This is a genomic window from Mesorhizobium sp. M0698, assembly GCF_040320455.1.
In the GTDB taxonomy this organism is placed as follows: domain Bacteria; phylum Pseudomonadota; class Alphaproteobacteria; order Rhizobiales; family Rhizobiaceae; genus Mesorhizobium.
The window spans coordinates 872,178-890,182 of record NZ_JAMYPQ010000001.1 but is presented as its reverse complement, the minus strand read 5'-3'; the positions used below and the strand labels follow the sequence as shown (position 1 = coordinate 890,182).

At 61.2% G+C, this 18,005-nt stretch carries 20 protein-coding genes; 2 read left to right on the top strand and 18 right to left on the bottom strand.

The window, feature by feature from the left end; translation table 11 throughout:
• Position 1 precedes the first annotated feature (1 nt).
• The 10 genes from NKI16_RS04370 to NKI16_RS04325 form a co-directional block, all read right to left on the bottom strand.
• A complete protein-coding gene (locus NKI16_RS04370) occupies positions 2-1,069 on the bottom strand; it encodes an ABC transporter ATP-binding protein (RefSeq protein ID WP_352782842.1) in 1,068 nt (355 codons plus the stop codon).
• 9 nt (positions 1,070-1,078) lie between these two features.
• Entirely contained in the window at positions 1,079-2,158 is a 1,080-nt protein-coding gene (locus NKI16_RS04365; protein ID WP_023674891.1) for an ABC transporter ATP-binding protein, read from the bottom strand.
• 39 nt (positions 2,159-2,197) lie between these two features.
• Positions 2,198-3,724 carry a glycerol-3-phosphate dehydrogenase gene (gene glpD, locus NKI16_RS04360; protein WP_023674890.1) on the bottom strand — a complete coding sequence of 509 codons (1,527 nt, stop codon included), beginning with the start codon at positions 3,722-3,724 and terminating at the stop codon, positions 2,198-2,200.
• 125 nt (positions 3,725-3,849) lie between these two features.
• Complete coding sequence (locus tag NKI16_RS04355; protein WP_023674889.1) at positions 3,850-4,617, bottom strand: DeoR/GlpR family DNA-binding transcription regulator; 768 nt, start codon at positions 4,615-4,617, stop codon at positions 3,850-3,852.
• Between the two features lie 129 nt (positions 4,618-4,746).
• Positions 4,747-6,159, bottom strand: a complete 1,413-nt coding sequence (locus NKI16_RS04350) for a pyridoxal phosphate-dependent decarboxylase family protein (protein WP_023674888.1) — start codon at positions 6,157-6,159, stop codon at positions 4,747-4,749.
• A 61-nt stretch (positions 6,160-6,220) separates the two neighbouring features.
• Positions 6,221-6,952 carry a proteasome-type protease gene (locus tag NKI16_RS04345; protein ID WP_023674887.1) on the bottom strand — a complete coding sequence of 244 codons (732 nt, stop codon included), beginning with the start codon at positions 6,950-6,952 and terminating at the stop codon, positions 6,221-6,223.
• A gap of 31 nt (positions 6,953-6,983) precedes the next feature.
• Positions 6,984-7,778, bottom strand: coding sequence for a transglutaminase family protein (locus NKI16_RS04340; protein ID WP_023674886.1), 795 nt, complete (start codon positions 7,776-7,778; stop codon positions 6,984-6,986).
• A 61-nt stretch (positions 7,779-7,839) separates the two neighbouring features.
• Positions 7,840-8,781, bottom strand: coding sequence for an alpha-E domain-containing protein (locus NKI16_RS04335; RefSeq protein ID WP_023674885.1), 942 nt, complete (start codon positions 8,779-8,781; stop codon positions 7,840-7,842).
• 178 nt (positions 8,782-8,959) lie between these two features.
• The gene (locus NKI16_RS04330; RefSeq protein WP_023674884.1) at positions 8,960-10,372 is read right to left on the bottom strand and encodes a circularly permuted type 2 ATP-grasp protein; all 1,413 of its coding nucleotides are present in this window, start codon (positions 10,370-10,372) and stop codon (positions 8,960-8,962) included.
• Between the two features lie 172 nt (positions 10,373-10,544).
• Complete coding sequence (locus tag NKI16_RS04325) at positions 10,545-10,781, bottom strand: Lrp/AsnC ligand binding domain-containing protein (protein WP_023674883.1); 237 nt, start codon at positions 10,779-10,781, stop codon at positions 10,545-10,547.
• A gap of 241 nt (positions 10,782-11,022) precedes the next feature.
• Here NKI16_RS04325 and NKI16_RS04320 point away from each other — a divergent pair, with 241 nt between their 5' ends.
• On the top strand, positions 11,023-11,442 hold the full coding sequence (locus NKI16_RS04320; protein ID WP_023674882.1) for a DUF4864 domain-containing protein: 420 nt from the start codon (positions 11,023-11,025) through the stop codon (positions 11,440-11,442).
• A 9-nt stretch (positions 11,443-11,451) separates the two neighbouring features.
• Here NKI16_RS04320 and NKI16_RS04315 read toward each other — a convergent pair whose 3' ends face one another.
• The 8 genes from NKI16_RS04315 to coaD form a co-directional block, all read right to left on the bottom strand.
• Entirely contained in the window at positions 11,452-12,831 is a 1,380-nt protein-coding gene (locus NKI16_RS04315) for a glycosyltransferase family protein (protein WP_156937286.1), read from the bottom strand.
• Positions 12,832-13,052: 221 nt separating this feature from the next.
• The gene (tgt, locus tag NKI16_RS04310) at positions 13,053-14,183 is read right to left on the bottom strand and encodes a tRNA guanosine(34) transglycosylase Tgt (protein WP_352922268.1); all 1,131 of its coding nucleotides are present in this window, start codon (positions 14,181-14,183) and stop codon (positions 13,053-13,055) included.
• Between the two features lie 8 nt (positions 14,184-14,191).
• Positions 14,192-14,461, bottom strand: coding sequence for a hypothetical protein (locus NKI16_RS04305; protein WP_023674879.1), 270 nt, complete (start codon positions 14,459-14,461; stop codon positions 14,192-14,194).
• On the bottom strand, positions 14,451-15,536 hold the full coding sequence (queA, locus tag NKI16_RS04300; protein WP_023674878.1) for a tRNA preQ1(34) S-adenosylmethionine ribosyltransferase-isomerase QueA: 1,086 nt from the start codon (positions 15,534-15,536) through the stop codon (positions 14,451-14,453). Before queA ends, NKI16_RS04305 begins: the two co-directional genes overlap by 11 nt.
• Positions 15,537-15,548: 12 nt before the next feature.
• The gene (locus NKI16_RS04295; RefSeq protein ID WP_023674877.1) at positions 15,549-15,947 is read right to left on the bottom strand and encodes a hypothetical protein; all 399 of its coding nucleotides are present in this window, start codon (positions 15,945-15,947) and stop codon (positions 15,549-15,551) included.
• Positions 15,944-16,456 carry a peptidylprolyl isomerase gene (locus tag NKI16_RS04290; RefSeq protein WP_023674876.1) on the bottom strand — a complete coding sequence of 171 codons (513 nt, stop codon included), beginning with the start codon at positions 16,454-16,456 and terminating at the stop codon, positions 15,944-15,946. The genes NKI16_RS04295 and NKI16_RS04290 overlap by 4 nt, the downstream gene beginning before the upstream one ends.
• Positions 16,457-16,485: 29 nt before the next feature.
• Positions 16,486-17,076, bottom strand: a complete 591-nt coding sequence (locus tag NKI16_RS04285; protein ID WP_023674875.1) for a peptidylprolyl isomerase — start codon at positions 17,074-17,076, stop codon at positions 16,486-16,488.
• Positions 17,077-17,151: 75 nt separating this feature from the next.
• Positions 17,152-17,652: a pantetheine-phosphate adenylyltransferase gene (gene coaD, locus NKI16_RS04280; protein WP_023674874.1), complete on the bottom strand. Its 501-nt coding sequence runs from the start codon at positions 17,650-17,652 to the stop codon at positions 17,152-17,154.
• A 195-nt stretch (positions 17,653-17,847) separates the two neighbouring features.
• Between coaD and NKI16_RS04275 the strand changes: the two genes are divergently transcribed.
• The gene (locus NKI16_RS04275; protein ID WP_023674873.1) at positions 17,848-18,000 is read left to right on the top strand and encodes a hypothetical protein; all 153 of its coding nucleotides are present in this window, start codon (positions 17,848-17,850) and stop codon (positions 17,998-18,000) included.
• Positions 18,001-18,005: the final 5 nt, after the last annotated feature.

Sequence of the window (18,005 nt, the reverse complement as noted above, 5' to 3'; positions counted from 1 at the left end):
TTCAGGCTCCCATCTCGACGCGCCAGGAATCGGCATAGATGTTGATGCCGGCCGGGTCGAACCGCACCTTCGGATCAGCCGGAACTGTCTCGTCCTCGCCGATGACGGCGGCGATCTCGCGTCCTTCGAGATTGGCACGGACCACCTTGTGGCGGCCGACGTCCTCGACCTTGCTGACCCGGACGGCCATGCCCTGGCTGCCCAGGCGCACATATTCGGGACGGATGCCGAGCTCGATGGCGCCGCCGCCCGCCTTGGGCACGCCCGGCAGTTCGATCTGCTGCAAGCCCAGCTTCGCTGTCTTGCCGTCGATCGCCACCGGCATGACATTCATGCCGGGCGAGCCGATGAAATAGCCGACAAAGGTGTGGCGCGGGCGCTCGAACAGCTCCGCCGGTGTGCCGATCTGCACGATTTCGCCGTCATACATGACGACCACCCTGTCGGCGAAGGTCAACGCCTCGGTCTGGTCGTGCGTGACATAGACCATGGTGTAGCCGAAGCGGCGGTGAAGCTGCTTCAACTGCGAGCGCAGCACCCATTTCATATGCGGGTCGATGACGGTCAAAGGCTCGTCGAACAGGATGGCATTGACGTCGGAGCGCACCAGCCCGCGTCCGAGCGAGATTTTCTGCTTCTGGTCGGCGGTCAGTCCGCGCGCCTTTCGTTTGGCCATATCGGCCAGCCCGGTCATCTCCAGCGTCTCGCGCACCTTGCGGTCGACGTCGGCCTCCGGCACGCCGCGATTGCGCAGCGGGAATGCCAGATTGTCGTAGACGGTCATCGTGTCGTAGATCACCGGGAACTGGAAGACCTGCGCAATGTTGCGCTCTTGGGTCGACAGATTGGTCACGTCCCTGCCGTTGAACAGCAGTTGGCCATGCGAGGGATGCAGCAATCCCGAAATGATGTTGAGCAGCGTGGTCTTGCCGCAGCCGGATGGGCCGAGCAGCGCATAAGCGCCGCCATCCTCGAACGTGTGGTGCACTTCCTTCAGCGCGAAATCGGCATCCGTGCGCGGGTTCTGCAGATAGGAGTGGCGGATATGATTGACATCGATGCGCGCCATCGCTTCCTCCTAAGCCGCCAGCTTCGGCGCGGCCATCGCGCGGCCGTGCTCGTCGAAGACCATGATGTGGCGCGGGTCGATGAACACCTCGACCTCCTCGTCCGGCTCGAAGTCGCGAATGCCGTGGGTCAGCATGACCCAGCGCGCATCGGCAAAATCGAGATGGATGAAGCTTTCCGATCCGGTGATCTCAGTGATCGTCACCTTTGCGCGCACCGGCACTGCGGCGGCGTTGGGCCGATCGAGGGACAGATGATGCGGCTGGAAGCCGATCGTATAGATCGCATCGGCGATGCCGAAGAGTTCCGCCGGCACCGGCAATTTCACGCCGCCCTCGAGCAGGAAATCCAGGCCCTTCTTGGCAAGCACGATGGTGTTGAGCGGCGGATCGGCGAAGGTTCTCGCCGTCACCAGATCGACCGGTTTGCGGAACACTTCGATGGTCGGCCCGAACTGGGTGATGCTGCCCTCGGAAAGCGTTGCCGTGTTGCCGCCGAGCAGCAAGGCCTCGTGCGGCTCGGTCGTGGCATAAACAAAGATTGTACCGGCGGCCGCGAAGACTTTCGGCAGTTCCGCGCGTAATTCTTCACGCAGCTTATAGTCGAGATTGGCGAGCGGCTCGTCGAGCAGCACGAGGCTGGCATTCTTGACGATGGCGCGGGCCAGCGCGGTGCGCTGCTGCTGGCCGCCCGACAGACTGAGAGGCGTCCGGTCGAGATAGGGCGTTAGTTTGAGAAGGGCGGCGGCATTGCGCACCTCCCTGTCGATCGTTGCCTGATCCGTGCCGGCCACCCGCAGCGGTGAGGCGATGTTTTCGTAGACCGTCATCGCCGGATAATTGATGAATTGCTGGTAGACCATGGCGACGTTGCGCTTTTGCACCGGCATGCCGGTGACATCCTTGCCATCGAACCAGACCGAGCCCGAGGTCGGCACGTCGAGGCCCGCCATCAGCCGCATCAGGCTGGTCTTGCCGGAGAGCGTCGGCCCGAGCAGGACGTTGAGCGAGCCGTGCTGAAGCGTCAGCGAGACGTCGCGGATATGTTCCGCCGCACCCACCGTCTTCGTCACGTTTCTCAGTTCAAGCATGATGCCTCCTCCCAGGCTTTCTGCATCAGTCGGCCGTTCCTATTCGGCAGCCGCTACGTGCTGCCGGCTTATTCCGCGCATGAACTCGTCGAGCACTGCCGCCTGCTCACGGCTGAGACGCAGGCCGCGCTTGGTCCGGCGCCACAATACATCCTCGGCAGTCATCGCCCATTCGTTTTCGACGAGGTAGCGCACCTCGGCTTCGTAGAGATCGGCGCCGAAGTTACGGCCAAGATCGACGTTCGACTTGGCGAGGCCCAGCAGCTTCCTTGCGCGGGTGCCGTAAAGCCGGGTCAACCGGCGGGCCAGCCGGGCGTCGAGGAACGGGTACGCCGTTTTCAGTTTCGCCACCTCGGCATCGAAGCCGGTGACGGGAAAGTCACCGCCGGGCAGCGGCGCGTTTGCCGTCCATGGTTTGCCGCGCTTGCCGAGAAAACCCTCGATCTTCTCGAGCATCGATTCCGACAATCGGCGGTAGGTCGTGATCTTGCCGCCAAAGGCGTTGACGATCGGGGCGGCACCCTCGCCTCCATCGGCCTTCAGCACATAGTCTCGGGTGGCTTCCTGCGCCTTTGAGGCGCCATCGTCGTAGAGCGGTCGCACCGCGGAATAGGTCCAGACGATATCCGACGGCTTGACCGGCTGCGCGAAATATTCGCTTGCCGCAGCGCAGAGATAGTCGATCTCGGCGTCATTGATCCTGACGTTGTGCGGATCGCCGGGATAGTCACGATCGGTCGTGCCGATGAGCGTGAATTCGTCCTCGTAAGGGATGGCGAAAATGATGCGCCCGTCCTTGTTCTGAAAGAAATAGGCGCGTGGGTCGTCGAATTTCTTGCCCACGACGATATGGCTGCCTTGTACGAGGCGGACATTGTGCACGTCGTTCAAGCCGACGGTGGCCGACAGCACCTGATCGACCCACGGGCCGGCGGCATTGACCAGCAGCCGCGCCTTGACCTCCTCGGTATCGCCGGTCCGCACATTTTCAAGCCTGACCGTCCAGAGATTGCCTTCGCGGCGTGCGCTGACGACCTTTGTTCGGGTTCGAATGGTTGCGCCGCGCTCGGCAGCGTCGCGGGCGTTCAACACAACCAGCCGGGCATCGTTGACCCAACCGTCCGAATATTCGAACGCCTTTCGAAACAGCGGCTTCAGCGGCTTGCCGGCCGGATCCTTGGCCATGTCCAGCGTTTTCGTCGGCGGCAGCAATTTGCGCCCGCCAATATGGTCGTAGAGGAAAAGCCCGAGCCGGATCAGCCAGGCCGGACGCAGTCCCTTGGCGTATGGCAGCACGAAGCGCATCGGCCAGATGATGTGCGGCGCGTTCCTCCACAGGACCTCGCGTTCCATCAGCGCTTCGCGCACCAGACGGAATTCGTAGAATTCGAGATAGCGCAAGCCGCCGTGGATCAGTTTGGTCGAGCCGGAAGAGGTCCCGCTGGCCAGATCGTTCATCTCGGCAAGAAAAACCGAAAAGCCACGTCCAACGGCATCGCGGGCGATGCCGCAGCCATTGATGCCGCCACCGATGACGAAAATGTCATGAATCGGTGATGCGCTCAAAGAATCCTCCCTCGATTTCGCATTGCAGCATTTTTGGGTTCTTGCGAAACCGTAGAGGGATTATTTCGAAATGATAACGAATGTCAAACGAAATATGATGGGCGGAAGATGCCGCTACGGCATCTCTAGGAGAGCGACGTTTCGATCAGCTGAACTTCTGCCTCCTGGCAGATCTTACGCACCGACGGGATGTCGCAACGATCGGTGATAAAGGTGTTGACCTGCGACAGATGGCCGATGCGGACGGGCGCGGTGCGCTCGAATTTGGTCTGGTCCGACACCAGGATCACATGTCGGGCGTTGGCGATGATCGCCTGAGCCACCTTCACCTCGCGAAAATCGAAGTCGAGCAGTGCGCCGTCATGGTCGATGGCCGAGGCGCCGATCACCGCAAAATCGACCTTGAACTGCCTGATGAAATCGACCGCTGCCTCGCCGACCACACCGCCGTCGGAACCGCGCACGACACCGCCGGCGATCACGACCTCGATCGAAGGATATATGCGCATCCTGTTGGCAACATTGATGTTATTGGTGATGACCATCAGGCCGCTGTGATCGAGCAGCGACTTGCTGACAGCTTCCGTCGTTGTCCCGATATTGATGAACAGAGACGCGTTGTCGGGGATCAGCCGGGCTGCTGCGCGGCCGATCGCCTCCTTCTCCTCGGCGGCGATCTTGCGCCGAGCCTCATATTCCATGTTCTCGATGCCGGAGGGGAACAATGCCCCGCCATGGATGCGGGACAAAAGCCGCTGGTCGCAGAGATCGTTGAGATCCTTGCGGATCGTCTGCGGCGTCACGTTGAAATGCGTCGCCAGCTCCTCGACCAGTACGCGGCCATGGTCCTTGGCCATCTGGATGATTTCGGAATGACGCGGCGACAGATACATCTAGCAACCTCTCATTTTCGTTTCTCTCGTCTATAGCTGAAAACGAAAGCCATGAACAGGTATGGGCCCGGCTAATGAAAATCGGGCGACTGCAGAGAGAAAAGCTCCGGCGCAATCTCGACGAGGGTATCAACTCAGCCCCCGCGCGATCTCAGTGATGACCTCGAAAGCAGTATCGACGTCCGCCGCAGTCGTTTCGAACTGCCCGACCTGAAAGCGGATCGCCACCTGCCCGTCCACCCGGGTCTGCGTCAGGTAAATGCGGCCGTCATCGTTGATCGCGTTGACCAGCCGCAAATTGTGCTCGTCAAGGCCGATTCCCGCAGCCGCGAGATGGCGGAATGAGAATAGCGACAGCATCGGTTCCGTGACGATCTCGAAATCCGGTTCCCGAGCCAGCCGCGCGGCGAGGCTCTCGCTCCAGGCGACATGGTTGCGGATCATGTTCCGCAGATTTTCCAAGCCATGCGCACGCAGCAGGAACCAAAGTTTCAGCGCGCGGAACCTCCGTCCGAGCGGCACCGACCATTCGGAGTAGTTGATGACCCCGTCGCGGCCATGCGTTTTCAGGAATTCGGGCTTGATCGCCAGCGTGCGGACCAGGTCTTTCGGCTGGCGGATGAACTGCATCGAGCAATCGAACTGTGCCCCCAACCATTTATGCGGGTTGAAGACGATGGAATCGGCATTTTCGGCGCCGGTCCAGAAATGCCGGAACTCGGGGCAGATCATGGCGGAGCCGGCCCATGCGGCATCGACATGCAGGTAGAGCCCGTGCCGCTTCGCCACCTCGGCAACAGCCGCCACGTTGTCGGTGCCGCCGGTACTTGTGCCGCCGACGCTGGCGATGATGCCCGCCGGCAGCATGCCGTTTTCGCGGTCGGTAACGATCGCGGCTTCCAGAGCCGTCGTCTGCATGGCGCGGAAGCGTCCGGCGACCGGAATGCGCACGAGGTTCGCCTCGCCGATGCCCGACACCCAGATCGCCCGGTCGATAGAAGTATGGACTTGGTCGGAAGAATAGATCCGCACGACCGGCTGCCCTTGCAAGCCGTTCTTGTTGCCTTGCCAGTCGAGCGCGCGCTCGCGCATGGTCAGCACGGCGGCAAGCGTCGCCGATGAAGCCGAATCCTGCATGACGCCGGAAAATCCCTCCGGCAAACCAAGCGCCTGCCGCATCCAATCGACGACCCGCGTCTCGAGCTCGGTTGCCGCCGGCGAGGTCTGCCAGAGCATGCATTGCGCGGCCATCGCGGAAACCAGATACTCGGCCACGACGGAGACCGGCGCCGCATTGGCCGGGAAATAGGCGAAGAAACGCGGATGCTGCCAGTGCGTCATGCCCGGCAATATCTTTTGTTCGAAATCGGCGAAGATTGCCTGCATCGTTTCGCCGTCTTCCGGCGGCGCGGCATCGATGCTTTTGAAGATTTCGCCCGGCTCGACAAGCGGCCGCACCGGTCTTTCGCGAAGGCTGTTTCTGTAGTCGACGCCCCATTCAGCCGCTCGCAGCGACCACTCGCGGAATTCGTTGCTATTCATCTTCTTCGCCTCCGTGGCGCCTCATCGAGCCGCGGTCAAAGAGCACGAAAAACGAAGGTTTTCATTCGGGAAAATCAGGCAGACTGGCAAAGGCGGTCTTCAGCGCGTTCGACCAGCTATCCGAGATCGTACGATAATATTGATCGTCCTGGTTTATTCGCTTTTTGAGGCCGACCTTGAAAGTGTCCTTTTCATAGAACAGCAGGTCGAGTGGCAGGCCGACCGACAGGTTCGACTTCAGCGTCGAGTCGAACGACACCAGCAGCAACTTCACCGTCTCGGCGAAACTCATCGTCCTTTCATAAGCGCGGATAATGATCGGCTTGCCGTATTTGGTCTCACCGATCTGGAAGAACGGCGTGTCGTCGGTGGATTCGATGAAATTGCCTTCCGGATAGATCATGAACAGGCGCGGCGGGCTGCCCTTGATCTGACCGCCAAGGATGAAGGAGGCGTTGAAGTAGGAGTCCGCCTTTTCGCCAGCCGGCGACGAACTGGCGATGACCTCCTTGACGGTGTCTCCGACCAACCGGACTGTCTGGTACATGGAGGGCGTTTCGAGCAACGTGGCACGGCGCTCCGCCACTGCCTTGGTGCGTTCGTCGAGCAGGCTGACCACGGCCTGCGTCGTCGCCAGATTGCCGGCCGACATCAAAACGATGACGCGCTCGCCCGGCTCTTCCCAGACATGCATCTTCCTGAAGGTCGAGATCGAATCCATGCCGGCGTTGGTGCGCGTGTCCGACATGAACACGAGCCCGCGATCGATCTTCAGGCCGACGCAATAGGTCATCGAATCTCTTTGGCAACAATCTTGCCGGGGATTACTGCTCCACGGTGACGGTGACCGCAAGCTGTTCTTCCGCCTGTCCCAGCCGAATTCCAGATACCGGCATGGCGTCGCGATAATCGCGGCCGGTCGCCACCTTCACATAACGCTCGTCCGGAGAAATGCCGTTGGCGACATCGAAGGCGACCCAGCCGAGGCCCGAGACATGCGCCTCGGCCCAGGCGTGGCTTGCCACCTGCTCGATGGCCGCATCCATCATCAGGTAGCCGCTGATATAGCGGGCCGGAAAATCCATGGCACGCGCCGCGGCAACGAAGATGTGGCTGTGGTCCTGGCAAACGCCGGTCTTGAGCGCCAGGGCCTCTTCGGCCGGCGTCGTCACGTTGGTGGTGTCCGGCGTATAAGCGACGCGCTCGCCGATCACCGCCATCAACCGGTGCAGCCTTTCGATGTCGGTACCCTTGCCGACCGAGGCAGCAAGCTCGCGAATGCCGCTGCCGATCGTCGTCAGCGGCGTTTCCTGGCCGAACAGCCAGAGCGGCGCGAAACCCTGGTGCGGTCCGCAGACGCCAGCGGTGTCGCGCGTCACCACTTCGCCGGCTGCTTCGACGGTGATGAAGTCGCGCTCGCCCTCGACGCTCAACAGCCGGGTATCATTGCCGAAATGGTCGGTGAAGCGCACTTCCTCGCGTGCGCCTTCGATCTTCAGCGCCCAGGACAGTACCGTCTGAGTGCGCCCGTTCACCGGGAGCAGCCGCAAACGCTGCAACAGATACTGCACCGGCGCATCGTAGCGGTATTCGGTTCGGTGGGTGATCTTCAGCCGCATCGCTCTCGTCCCTGGAGCATGAGCTTTTCCGAAAACCGATCTCCGCCTTTTTGGATCATGCTCAATAGAACCTGTAATCCTGCGCGATCTCGTCGCCGAGCCTGGTGTTGTCGCGGATGAAATTGGCTAGGAATTCGTGCAGGCCGGCGTCGAAAATATCCTTGATCGACCCGGCCGTCAGCATGGCCTGGGTCTTGGCAGCCGTCGCATGACAGGCGTGGCGCTCCCCATAGTCGTCACCCAGGAATTTGAGATGCTCCGTCAGGAAGCGGTAGCAAAAGGTCAGTGAGCGCGGCATGCGGACGTTGAGGATCAGATAATCGGCGATGTTGCTCGGCTTGTAGTCGGCATCATAGACCCAGCGATAGGAACGGTGCGCCGACACCGAGCGCAGGATCGATTCCCACTGGTAGTTGTCGAGCGTCGAGCCGACCCAGGAGATCGACGGCAACAGAACGTAGTATTTCACATCCAGGATGCGCGCGGTGTTGTCGGCGCGTTCGACATAAGTGCCGAGCTGCGAAAAATCGAAAATCTCGTTGCGCAGCATCGTGCCGTAGAACGAGCCGCGGATCAGCGCCGTCTCGCGCTTGATTGCGTCGAGCGCGTTGGGCAGGTCGCGCTCGTCGATCGGCTTGGCCAGCATCCGCTTCAGCGACATCCAGGCTTCGTTGATGCTTTCCCAGGTTTCACGCGTCAGTGCGGTACGCACCATGCGGGCATTGTTACGGGCCGTTTCGATAGACGACATCGTGCTCGACGGGTTCGATGTGTCGCGCAGCAGATAGTCGGCGACATTGGCGGCGGTGTAGTCGGAATATTTCTGCGTGAAGCTGGCGTCCGAACCGGCGCTGAGCAGCACCGAATTCCACTCCTCCGAAGCGTTCTGAGTACGAGTCAGCGCCATGCGCAGGCCGGCATCCACCAATCGCGCCATGTTTTCCGCCCGCTCGATGTAGCGGTTCATCCAGTAGAGCCCGTTGGCGGTGCGGCCGAGAAGCATGTCAGGCGGTCCTGTGGTGAATAGTGAAAGGTGAATGGTGAATGGTGACTATCCAGATTCCAGGGCACGATTCCGCGCGCTTCACTTCAGGGCATTTCACCAACATCAACGACCCATATCCTTATCTATTCACTATTCACTATTCACTATTCACCATTCACTATTCACTACTTCCACTCTAATCATCTAACACCCACGTATCCTTCGTGCCCCCGCCTTGCGAGGAATTGACGACCAGCGAGCCTTCCTTGAGCGCTACTCGGGTCAGCCCGCCGGGCACGATCTGGATACGGTCGGAAACCAGCACATAGGGGCGCAGATCGACATGGCGCGGCGCCAGCCCCTTGTCCGTCAGGATCGGGCAGGTCGACAGCGCCAGCGTCGGCTGGGCGATGTAGTTCGACGGTTTTGCCGCGAGCTTTTTGGAAAACTCTTCGCATTCCTTCTTGGTCGCCGCCGGACCGACCAGCATGCCGTAACCGCCGGAGCCGTGGACTTCCTTGATAACCAATTCATCGATGTGCTCGAGCACGTATTTCAGGCTGTCCGGCTCCGAGCAGCGCCAGGTCGGGATGTTGCCGAGCATCGCCTTGCGGCCGGTATAGAATTCGACGATTTCGGGCATGTAGGAATAAATCGCCTTGTCGTCGGCGATGCCGGTTCCCGGCGCATTGGCGATCGTGATGTTGCCGGCGCGGTAGACGTCCATAATGCCCGGCACGCCAAGTGCCGAGTCGGGGCGGAAGGTCAGCGGATCGAGGAACGAGTCGTCGACACGACGGTAAAGCACGTCGATCTGCTTGTAGCCCTCGGTGGTGCGCATCGCGACATGGCCATCGACGACGCGCAGATCCTGCCCTTCGACAAGCTGCACGCCCATCTGGTCGGCAAGGAAAGCATGTTCGAAATACGCCGAGTTGAAGCTGCCCGGCGTCAGCACGGCAATGGTCGGCGCGCCCTTGGTGCTTTGCGGCCGCACTGCCGCCAGCGACTGGCGCAAGAGCTGCGGGTAATTCTCAACCGGCCGCACCTTGATCTGCTGGAACAGCTCGGGAAAGAGCTGCATCATCGTCTCGCGGTTCTCCAGCATGTAGGAGACGCCGGACGGCGTGCGCGCGTTGTCCTCCAGCACGTAGAACTCGTTCTCGCTGATGCGTACGATGTCGACGCCGATGATGTGGGTATAGACGCCGGCCGGCGGCCGCACCCCGATCATCTCGGGCAGGAACGCCTCATTCTTGGCGATCAACTCCTTCGGCACCCGGCCGGCGCGCAAGATCTCCTGGCGATGGTAGATGTCGTCGAGAAAGGCGTTCAGCGCCTGGACGCGCTGCTCGATGCCTTGCGTCAGCCGTCGCCATTCATTGCCCGAAATGATGCGCGGAACGATATCGAAGGGTATCAGCCGCTCCGATGCTTCCTGCTCGCCGTAGACGGCGAAAGTGATGCCTGTCTTGCGAAAGACGCGTTCGGCGTCCTGCATCTTCTCGGTAAGTCTGGCCGGGTCCTGTTCCTTCAGCCAGCGATCGTAAGCCGAATACGGTTTTCTCAGCCCGGAAACTTCCGGAAGCATTTCATCGAACGCTGCCAATCGCATACTCCCCTGTGGCGCCATTTCACTGGCCTCGCTGGAGAAAATCAAGCGCAATCGGTGATTTGTTGGGCGCCGGCGATCAGTATATCGCACTTGCCTAAAATTAAGGCAGCACCAATAGGGCCTTGATCAGGCTTTGCCTGGTGTCCGGGCAGATGCCGGATGCGGATCAAAACGCGCGAAAGGTGACGACCGTGAACGTGTCCTTGATACCGGGAAGAATCTGCACTTTCTCGTTGACGAAGTGGCCGATGTCTTCCTCGTCGTCGACATAGAATTTGGCGAGCAGGTCGTAGTTTCCGGCTGTCGAGTAGATTTCCGAAGCAATCTCGGCATCGGCCAGGGCGCTGGCAACGTCGTAGGCCTTGCCCAGATCGCACTTTATCTGCACGAAAAATGCCTTCATTGCCTGGTCCTGCTCACATCGCACGCTCTAGGTATAATCGAGCGGCCCTTGTGGCAGACTGCCGTTCGCCTTTCAAGCATCGGCAATCGCTCAGGCTGTTCTCGCCTCGACAATGCGTCTCGGTCTGGACACGGACTGCCACGCCGAATGTTTGCGCTCGGCTGAAACCCTGAAGCACTGCAAAGCGTATGGTATCATGTACCTTCAGGCAGCGATTTCTCAGGGACAACGGAGACAGGCCATGCGCCGCGCGTTTTTCGCATTCGCAGTCGTTCCATTCATTTTCGCATCCCAGGCCTTTGCTGGCGACGCCGAAGTCAAAGCGGCGCAGACGGTCATCGATGGGCAGTTGAGGGCCTTCATCGCCAATGACGGAATGACGGCCTACAGCTTTGCCGCACCGAATGTGAAGCGCATCTTTCCGACCGTCGATACCTTCATGAACATGGTGACCAACGGCTATCCGCCGGTGCGCCAGCCGCAGACCTACTCCTTCGGCAAGGTTCGCGAGACGAGCCCGACCTCGATCATCCAGCAAGTGCTGATCGTCGGCCCGGATGGCAAGGACTACGAGGCGGTCTACACGCTAGAACTACAGCCTGACGGCAGCTTTCGGATCACCGGCTGCAGCCTGCGTGCGTCCACGTCGCTCAGCACCTAAAGGGGTGTTTCAATCCTGTCGCCGGTAGAGCGTCCAGCTCAGGCCTGAAAACCCCCAATGCCTCGACGCATCGGCCCGTTCATAGGCCAGAGCGCATGCGGCCGTCGGTTCGACATGTTCGGCTTGTTTGTCCACGTCCCCCTCGAGGACCAGCCAGGCGGGCCGTTCGGTGCACATCCCGTCGTCTGGAACCAGCAATGCCCGACGATCCATTCGCGCCGCAAAATAGTCGACGACAATGGGGGTGCGGAAATTGCCGTCGCTGGCATAGGTGGTTGCGCCGTTCCTGGTCATTTCATCGACGATAGCGGCGTAGGAGCCGCGTCCATATTGATAGAACTGAAGCAGCGACGAAATGCTTCCACCCACCACGATCACCAGCGCTCCCATCGCAAGCAGCCTGGCAGTCCCGCGAGCATCCAGGCCGCGGCCAATCATCTCGCCGGCCCAGAGCAGCAGCAATGTTCCGCTGATGATGAAATAGCGCGGGAACTCAAGGTTGGGCAGATGCGCCTCCGCCATGAGCAAAGGCAGTCCGATAATCCCGATGGCATAAAGGCTGGCTCTTCGACCGCGCCAGACACCGGCGGAGAGGCCGACAAGACCGCAGGCGGCAACGATATAGGGCCCGTCGCCGAACCAGGGTGGCAGCGCGAACAGAGAGCGGATCATCCCGCCATAGCCCTGCGCGAAGGCGGCAATCGAGAACGGCGAAACACCACCGACACTGAAGCCGAACAGCCTGCCGCCGACAAACACGCCGACAGCCAGCGGCAACACGGCAAGCAAGCCCGGCAGGAAGATCGACGCCAGGTCCGCAACGACACGGCCGACCTTCGCCGTACGCTGCCAGGCGAGCCAGGCGGTCCATATTGCGAGGACCGCCACCATTCCGATCATGGTGAGGTGGCACAGGAAGCCGAAAAGGATCGCCGCTGCCAGGGCCACGCCAGACCACCGTCTACTGTCGAGCCGGCGCTCCAGAAAAACGACCGACAGCAGCGTGAACAGCACAAGGCCGGCATAGCCGCGCGCCTCCGAGCCGTAATGGATCATTGGGTAGCTCACGGCAAACAACAGGCTTGTGGCAATCATCGCCTGTCGTCCGCGCGATAAGGCGCTCGTTGCCGCCGCACCGATCGTGGCAACACCTAATGCTATCGACAGACCTCGCTGGATCAGCGGCGAAACATCGGGGCCAATGAGATAGAGATAGACCGAGTTGAGGAAATGATTGTTGTCGTGATTGACGCGCCAGAATATCTGGTCGATCGAGGTCAGCGGCTCGATCAGCGCAAAGCTCCAGATCTCGTCCAGCCAAAGGTCGCCGCGCGCGCCAAGTAAGCGCAAGACCAGGCCGGTCACTGCGATCGCCAGAATGGCAAGCAACGACCCAGCCGTCCATCGCTGAACCGCGATGGGGGTCGAAGGCGAAAGCTCGGCGATGCCGTTCGTCCGCACCGTCGTGCCAGGAACTGAAACTTGCCCCGAAACGAACAGGTTCTTGATCCTCGCCTGATGTCGTCCGGCAATGCTTATTAGGCAGTCGTTTCAAAACAGTTCATGGCAGGGGCAACTCCTCCCTGGAGCCGGATTCCTGGCGAGCATGCCTATCGGACGGCGAGGTCACCGTTTGCCCATTGCTGCGTGATGATCTCGGCTTGTTCGGCGAACCTGCCAGCCTCGATCGCTTCACGAATGTCGCGCATCAGCTGCTGGTAATAGGACAGATTGTTCCAGGTCAGGAGCATCGCCCCAAGCGCCTCTTGCGAGCGCACCAGATGGTGCAAATAGGCCCGCGAATAGTCGCGTGCGGCCGGGCAGTCGCTTTCCTCGTCGAGCGGACGCGGATCGTCGGCATGGCGGGCGTTGCGCAGATTGACCTTGCCGCGCCGTGTGTATGCAAGGCCGTGGCGCCCTGCCCGCATCGGCATCACGCAGTCGAACATGTCGATGCCGCGCGCAACCGACTTCAAGATGTCGTCCGGGGTGCCGACGCCCATCAGGTAGCGCGGCCGGTCAGCCGGCAGCTCCGGGCAAGTGATGTCGAGCATCTCCAGCATCACCGCTTGCGGCTCGCCGACAGCCAGCCCGCCGATCGCATAGCCCTTCAGCTCCATTGCCTTCAGCGCCTGCGCCGAGCGCAGCCGCAGATCCGGCACGTCGCCGCCTTGCACAATGCCGAACATCGCCTTGCCGGGCTGCTCGCCGAATGCCGTCTTGCAACGCTCGGCCCAGCGCAACGACAACTCCATGGCACGCTCGATCTCGTTCTGCTTGGCCGGCAGCGCCGTGCATTCGTCGAGCTGCATCTGGATGTCGGAATCGAGCAGCCCCTGGATCTGTATCGAACGCTCCGGCGACATCTCGTAGGCGCCGCCGTCGATATGCGAACGGAAGGTAACGCCGTTCTCGGTCAGTTTCCGCAGCTTCGACAGCGACATCACCTGGAAGCCGCCGCTGTCGGTCAGGATTGGATGCTGCCAGCGGGCGAATTCATGCAGGCCGCCGAGCCGCGCCACGCGCTCGGCGCCGGGTCTCAGCATCAGGTGGTAGGTGTTGCCGAGGATAATGTCCGAGCCGACGCCGCGCACCTGATCCATATACATGGCCTTCACCGTGCCGCCGGTACCGACCGGCATGAAGGCAGGCGTGCGGATTTCCCCGCGCGGCATGGTGATTGCACCACGCCGCGCCCTGCCGTCGGTCGCCAGCACCTTGAAGGTGAATGCGTCAGTCATTGAATTCCCTAGCCATCGAACTCCTTGTCGAATACCGGCGCGTCCGGGGCCTGCTTGTCGAGTGATTGCCGGTAGCGGATGCAGCCGCGCATGAATTTCGGCCACGGCGGCACGGCAATCGCCGGCTCGGTCTTTTCGGGCAAAAGCGACCAGAGGTCGGGATGATGCCAGCACAGATCATGGCCGGTGGCGTCGCGGTGTTGGCGGATTCCGGCGCGCAGTTTCCTGACCTCGGCGATCAAGGCTTCGCGGCCGAAGGTTTCCAGGTCATCGTCCATCGGTATCCTCCCTGAACAGAAGACTTGCGTCTCCATAGGAATAAAACCTGTAGCGGTTCTCGATCGCATGCGCATAGGCCGCGCGCATCGTCTGCAAACCGCAGAAGGCCGAAACCAGCATGAACAGCGTCGAACGCGGCAGATGGAAATTGGTCATCAGCATGTCTGCGGTCTTGAAGCGATAGCCGGGCGTGATGAAGATGTCGGTCGGGCCTGACCATGCTGCCAGCCTGCCGTCCTCGCCAGCCGCGCTCTCCAACAAGCGCAGCGATGTCGTGCCGACGGCGATAATGCGCCCTCCTTTTGCTTTCGCCGCATTCAGCGCCGCGGCGGTTTCCGGGCTGACCGAACCGGTTTCGGCGTGCATCTTGTGGTCGGCGGTGTCGTCCGCCTTCACCGGCAGGAACGTGCCGGCGCCGACATGCAGCGTGACGAAACGGCGCTCTATGCCCTTGGCGTCGAGCGTCGCAAACAGCTCCGGCGTGAAATGCAGCCCTGCCGTCGGCGCGGCCACGGCGCCCTCCTCCTTGGCATAAATGGTCTGGTAATCGCTGCGGTCGCGTTCGTCGTCGTCACGCTTGGAAGCGATGTAGGGCGGCAGCGGGATGTGGCCGACGGCATGCAGCGCCTCGTCGAGGAACGGACCTGACAGGTCGAAGCCGAGCAGCACCTCGCCACCTTCTCCCTTCTCGACAACTGTCGCGTCGAGCTGGCCGAGAAAGCAGGAATTGGCGTCATGACCGAAATGGATGCGATCGCCGGCGGCGATGCGCTTGCCCGGACGCATGAAGGCGAGCCACCGGTCGGGCGCCATCCGCATATGCAGCGTGGCTTCGACCTGCGCTGCTGCTTCGCCGCGCCGCCTGATGCCTTTCAGCTGCGCCGGAATGACCTTGGTGTCGTTGAAGACCAGCACATCACCGGCCTTGAGCAGGGCCGGCAGGTCGCGCACCGTCCGGTCTTCGAGCCCCTCACCCGGCCTGACCACCAGCATCCTGGCACTGTCGCGCGGCTCGGCTGGGCGAAGCGCGACGCGCTCCTCCGGCAGATCGAAGTCGAAAAGATCGACGCGCAAGAAATCCCCGCCTCAAGGTTCCGGGCAGGTCACCGCCCAGGCGCCGACACTGTCTATGCTCAGCGTACCGCCCATTGCGAAGCTGGACTGCTCGCTGGCCTTGACCAGCCGCAATCTGGCGACGATCGAGCTGAGGCCCTCATCAGTGAGATCGATCAGCATGCGCTCGTCGTCTTCGAATGCCTGTCCAACGATGACTTTCGTTGAGCCTGCCTGTCCGTCCGTGGTCCATGTCTTGCCGCCGGCATCCAGCCACACACGCGCGACCGCAATGACGGCCGTGTGTCCCATCAAAACATCAATCGATGCCGCGCCGCCGTCGGCGCTGCAGACGATCGATTCCGTCGCCAGCGCCGGGGTGGCCGCCGCGACGAGCACAAATGCGATGGCCGCGACAGCCCGGCCGGTCATTTCACGTCGGCCGCGACCTTGAGCGACACGATCTTGTCAGGATCCTGCACCGGTTCGCCGCGCTTGATCTTGTCGACGTTGTCCATGCCTTCGATGACCTGGCCCCATACCGTGTACTGGCGGTTGAGGAAGGCGGCATCGTCGAAGCAGATGAAGAACTGCGAATTGGCCGAGTTCGGGTTCTGCGAGCGCGCCATCGAGCAGGTGCCGCGGCCGTGGTTGGCGTTGGAGAACTCGGCCTTCAGATCGGGCTTGTCGGAACCGCCAGTGCCGGCGCGCGATGGCGCGAAAGACGGCTTGTTGGAATTGCCGAACTTCACGTCGCCGGTCTGCGCCATGAAGCCGTCGATGACGCGGTGGAAGACCACGCCGTCATAGGCGCCTTCGCGTACCAGTTCCTTGATACGGCCGACATGGCCGGGCGCCAGATCTGGAAACAATTCGATGACGACCTTGCCCTTGGTCGTGTCCATGATAAGCGCGTTCTCGCGGTCCTTGATTTCGGCCATGTCAGAAATATCCTTTTGAACAATTGGGGTTACTTGCCGTCCGCGGCGATGCGCACCTTGATCATGCGATCGGGGTCGGTCACCGTCCCGTTCTGCGCCTCGTCGCCTTTCTTGATGTGGTCCACCAGCTCCATGCCGCTGACGACATTGCCAACGATGGTGTACTGGCCATCGAGCGGCGGTGCCGGCGCGAACATGATGAAGAATTGCGAATTGGCGGAATTCGGATCGTCGGAGCGGGCCATGCCGACCACGCCGCGCTGGTAGTGCTCGGTGCTGGAGAATTCGGCCGGCAGGTCAGGAAGATCGGAGCCGCCGGTGCCGACAGCGTCGGCATTGAAGCCGCTCTTCATGTTGCCGAACTTGACGTCGCCGGTCTGCGCCATGAAGCCGTCGATGACGCGGTGAAAGGCGACGTTGTCGTAGGCGCCCTGGCGCACCAGCTTTTTGATCTGCGCGACGTGCTTCGGCGCAAGGTCGGGCCTCAGCGCGATGGTCACGTCGCCGTCCTTCAGCGTTACGATCATGGAGTTTTCCGGATCGGCGGCAAAGGCCGACACGGATGCGGTCACAAGACCGGCAAGCACGGCAAGCAAGAAGGCAAGCTTTTTCAGCTGCATGGGATCTTTCTCCGAATATCTTCGTTCATGCATGTCGTTACCCAAAGCCGGGTTCCACTTTTGGGTGACATGCATTTATTTCGCGAATTTGGCGGTGAGCGCGCCGGCCACGGCCGCCGGCACGAAGGGGCGGATGTCGCCTCCCATCGAAGCTATCTGGCGCACAAGTGTGGCGGTAATGGTGCGCACTGAAGGGCTGGCGGGCAGGAACACGGTCTGCAGCTCCGGCGCCATGGTCTCGTTCATGCCGGCCATCTGCATCTCATAGTCAAGATCGGTGCCGTCGCGCAGGCCGCGGATGATGATCGAGGCGCCATGCTTCCTGGCCGCATCGATCACCAACCCGTCGAAGGCGACTACTTTGATACGCGCACCGTCGCTGCCGAATTCCGCCTTCGCGGCCGTTTCGATCAGGCCAACCCGTTCCTCGAAGGAAAACAACGGCTTCTTGCCGGGATGGATGCCGATCGCCGCATAGATTGTATCCGCCACGGCCAGCGACGCCTTCAGCACGTCGAGATGGCCGTTGGTCAGCGGGTCGAAAGAGCCGGCATAAAGGGCGATGCGTTCGGTCATGGCAGGTGCTTCTAGCGAGCCTCTCCCCTAAAGGCAAATCCGATCGCCAGCCCGCCCCGTGAACCTTTTGGCCGACGTGAACGACAGATGAATGTGCCGCTCACAACAGCTTCACGCAGTGTTCACTAAGTTGCCGCTGCAGAAGATGAAACCAAACACCCATCGAATCGTTGTTAGGCGCAGGAGAACATGCACATGCTGATCTACATCCTCGCCACCGCAATGACCGTCGCCATGCTGATCGCTACCGTATTCGGGTTGCATCAGGAAGCACAGCGCGTCCGCGCCAAGGCCAATACCAAGCGGTTCGAACGCTTCGGCAACCGCAAGCCTTATCGCCACTTCTAGATTGC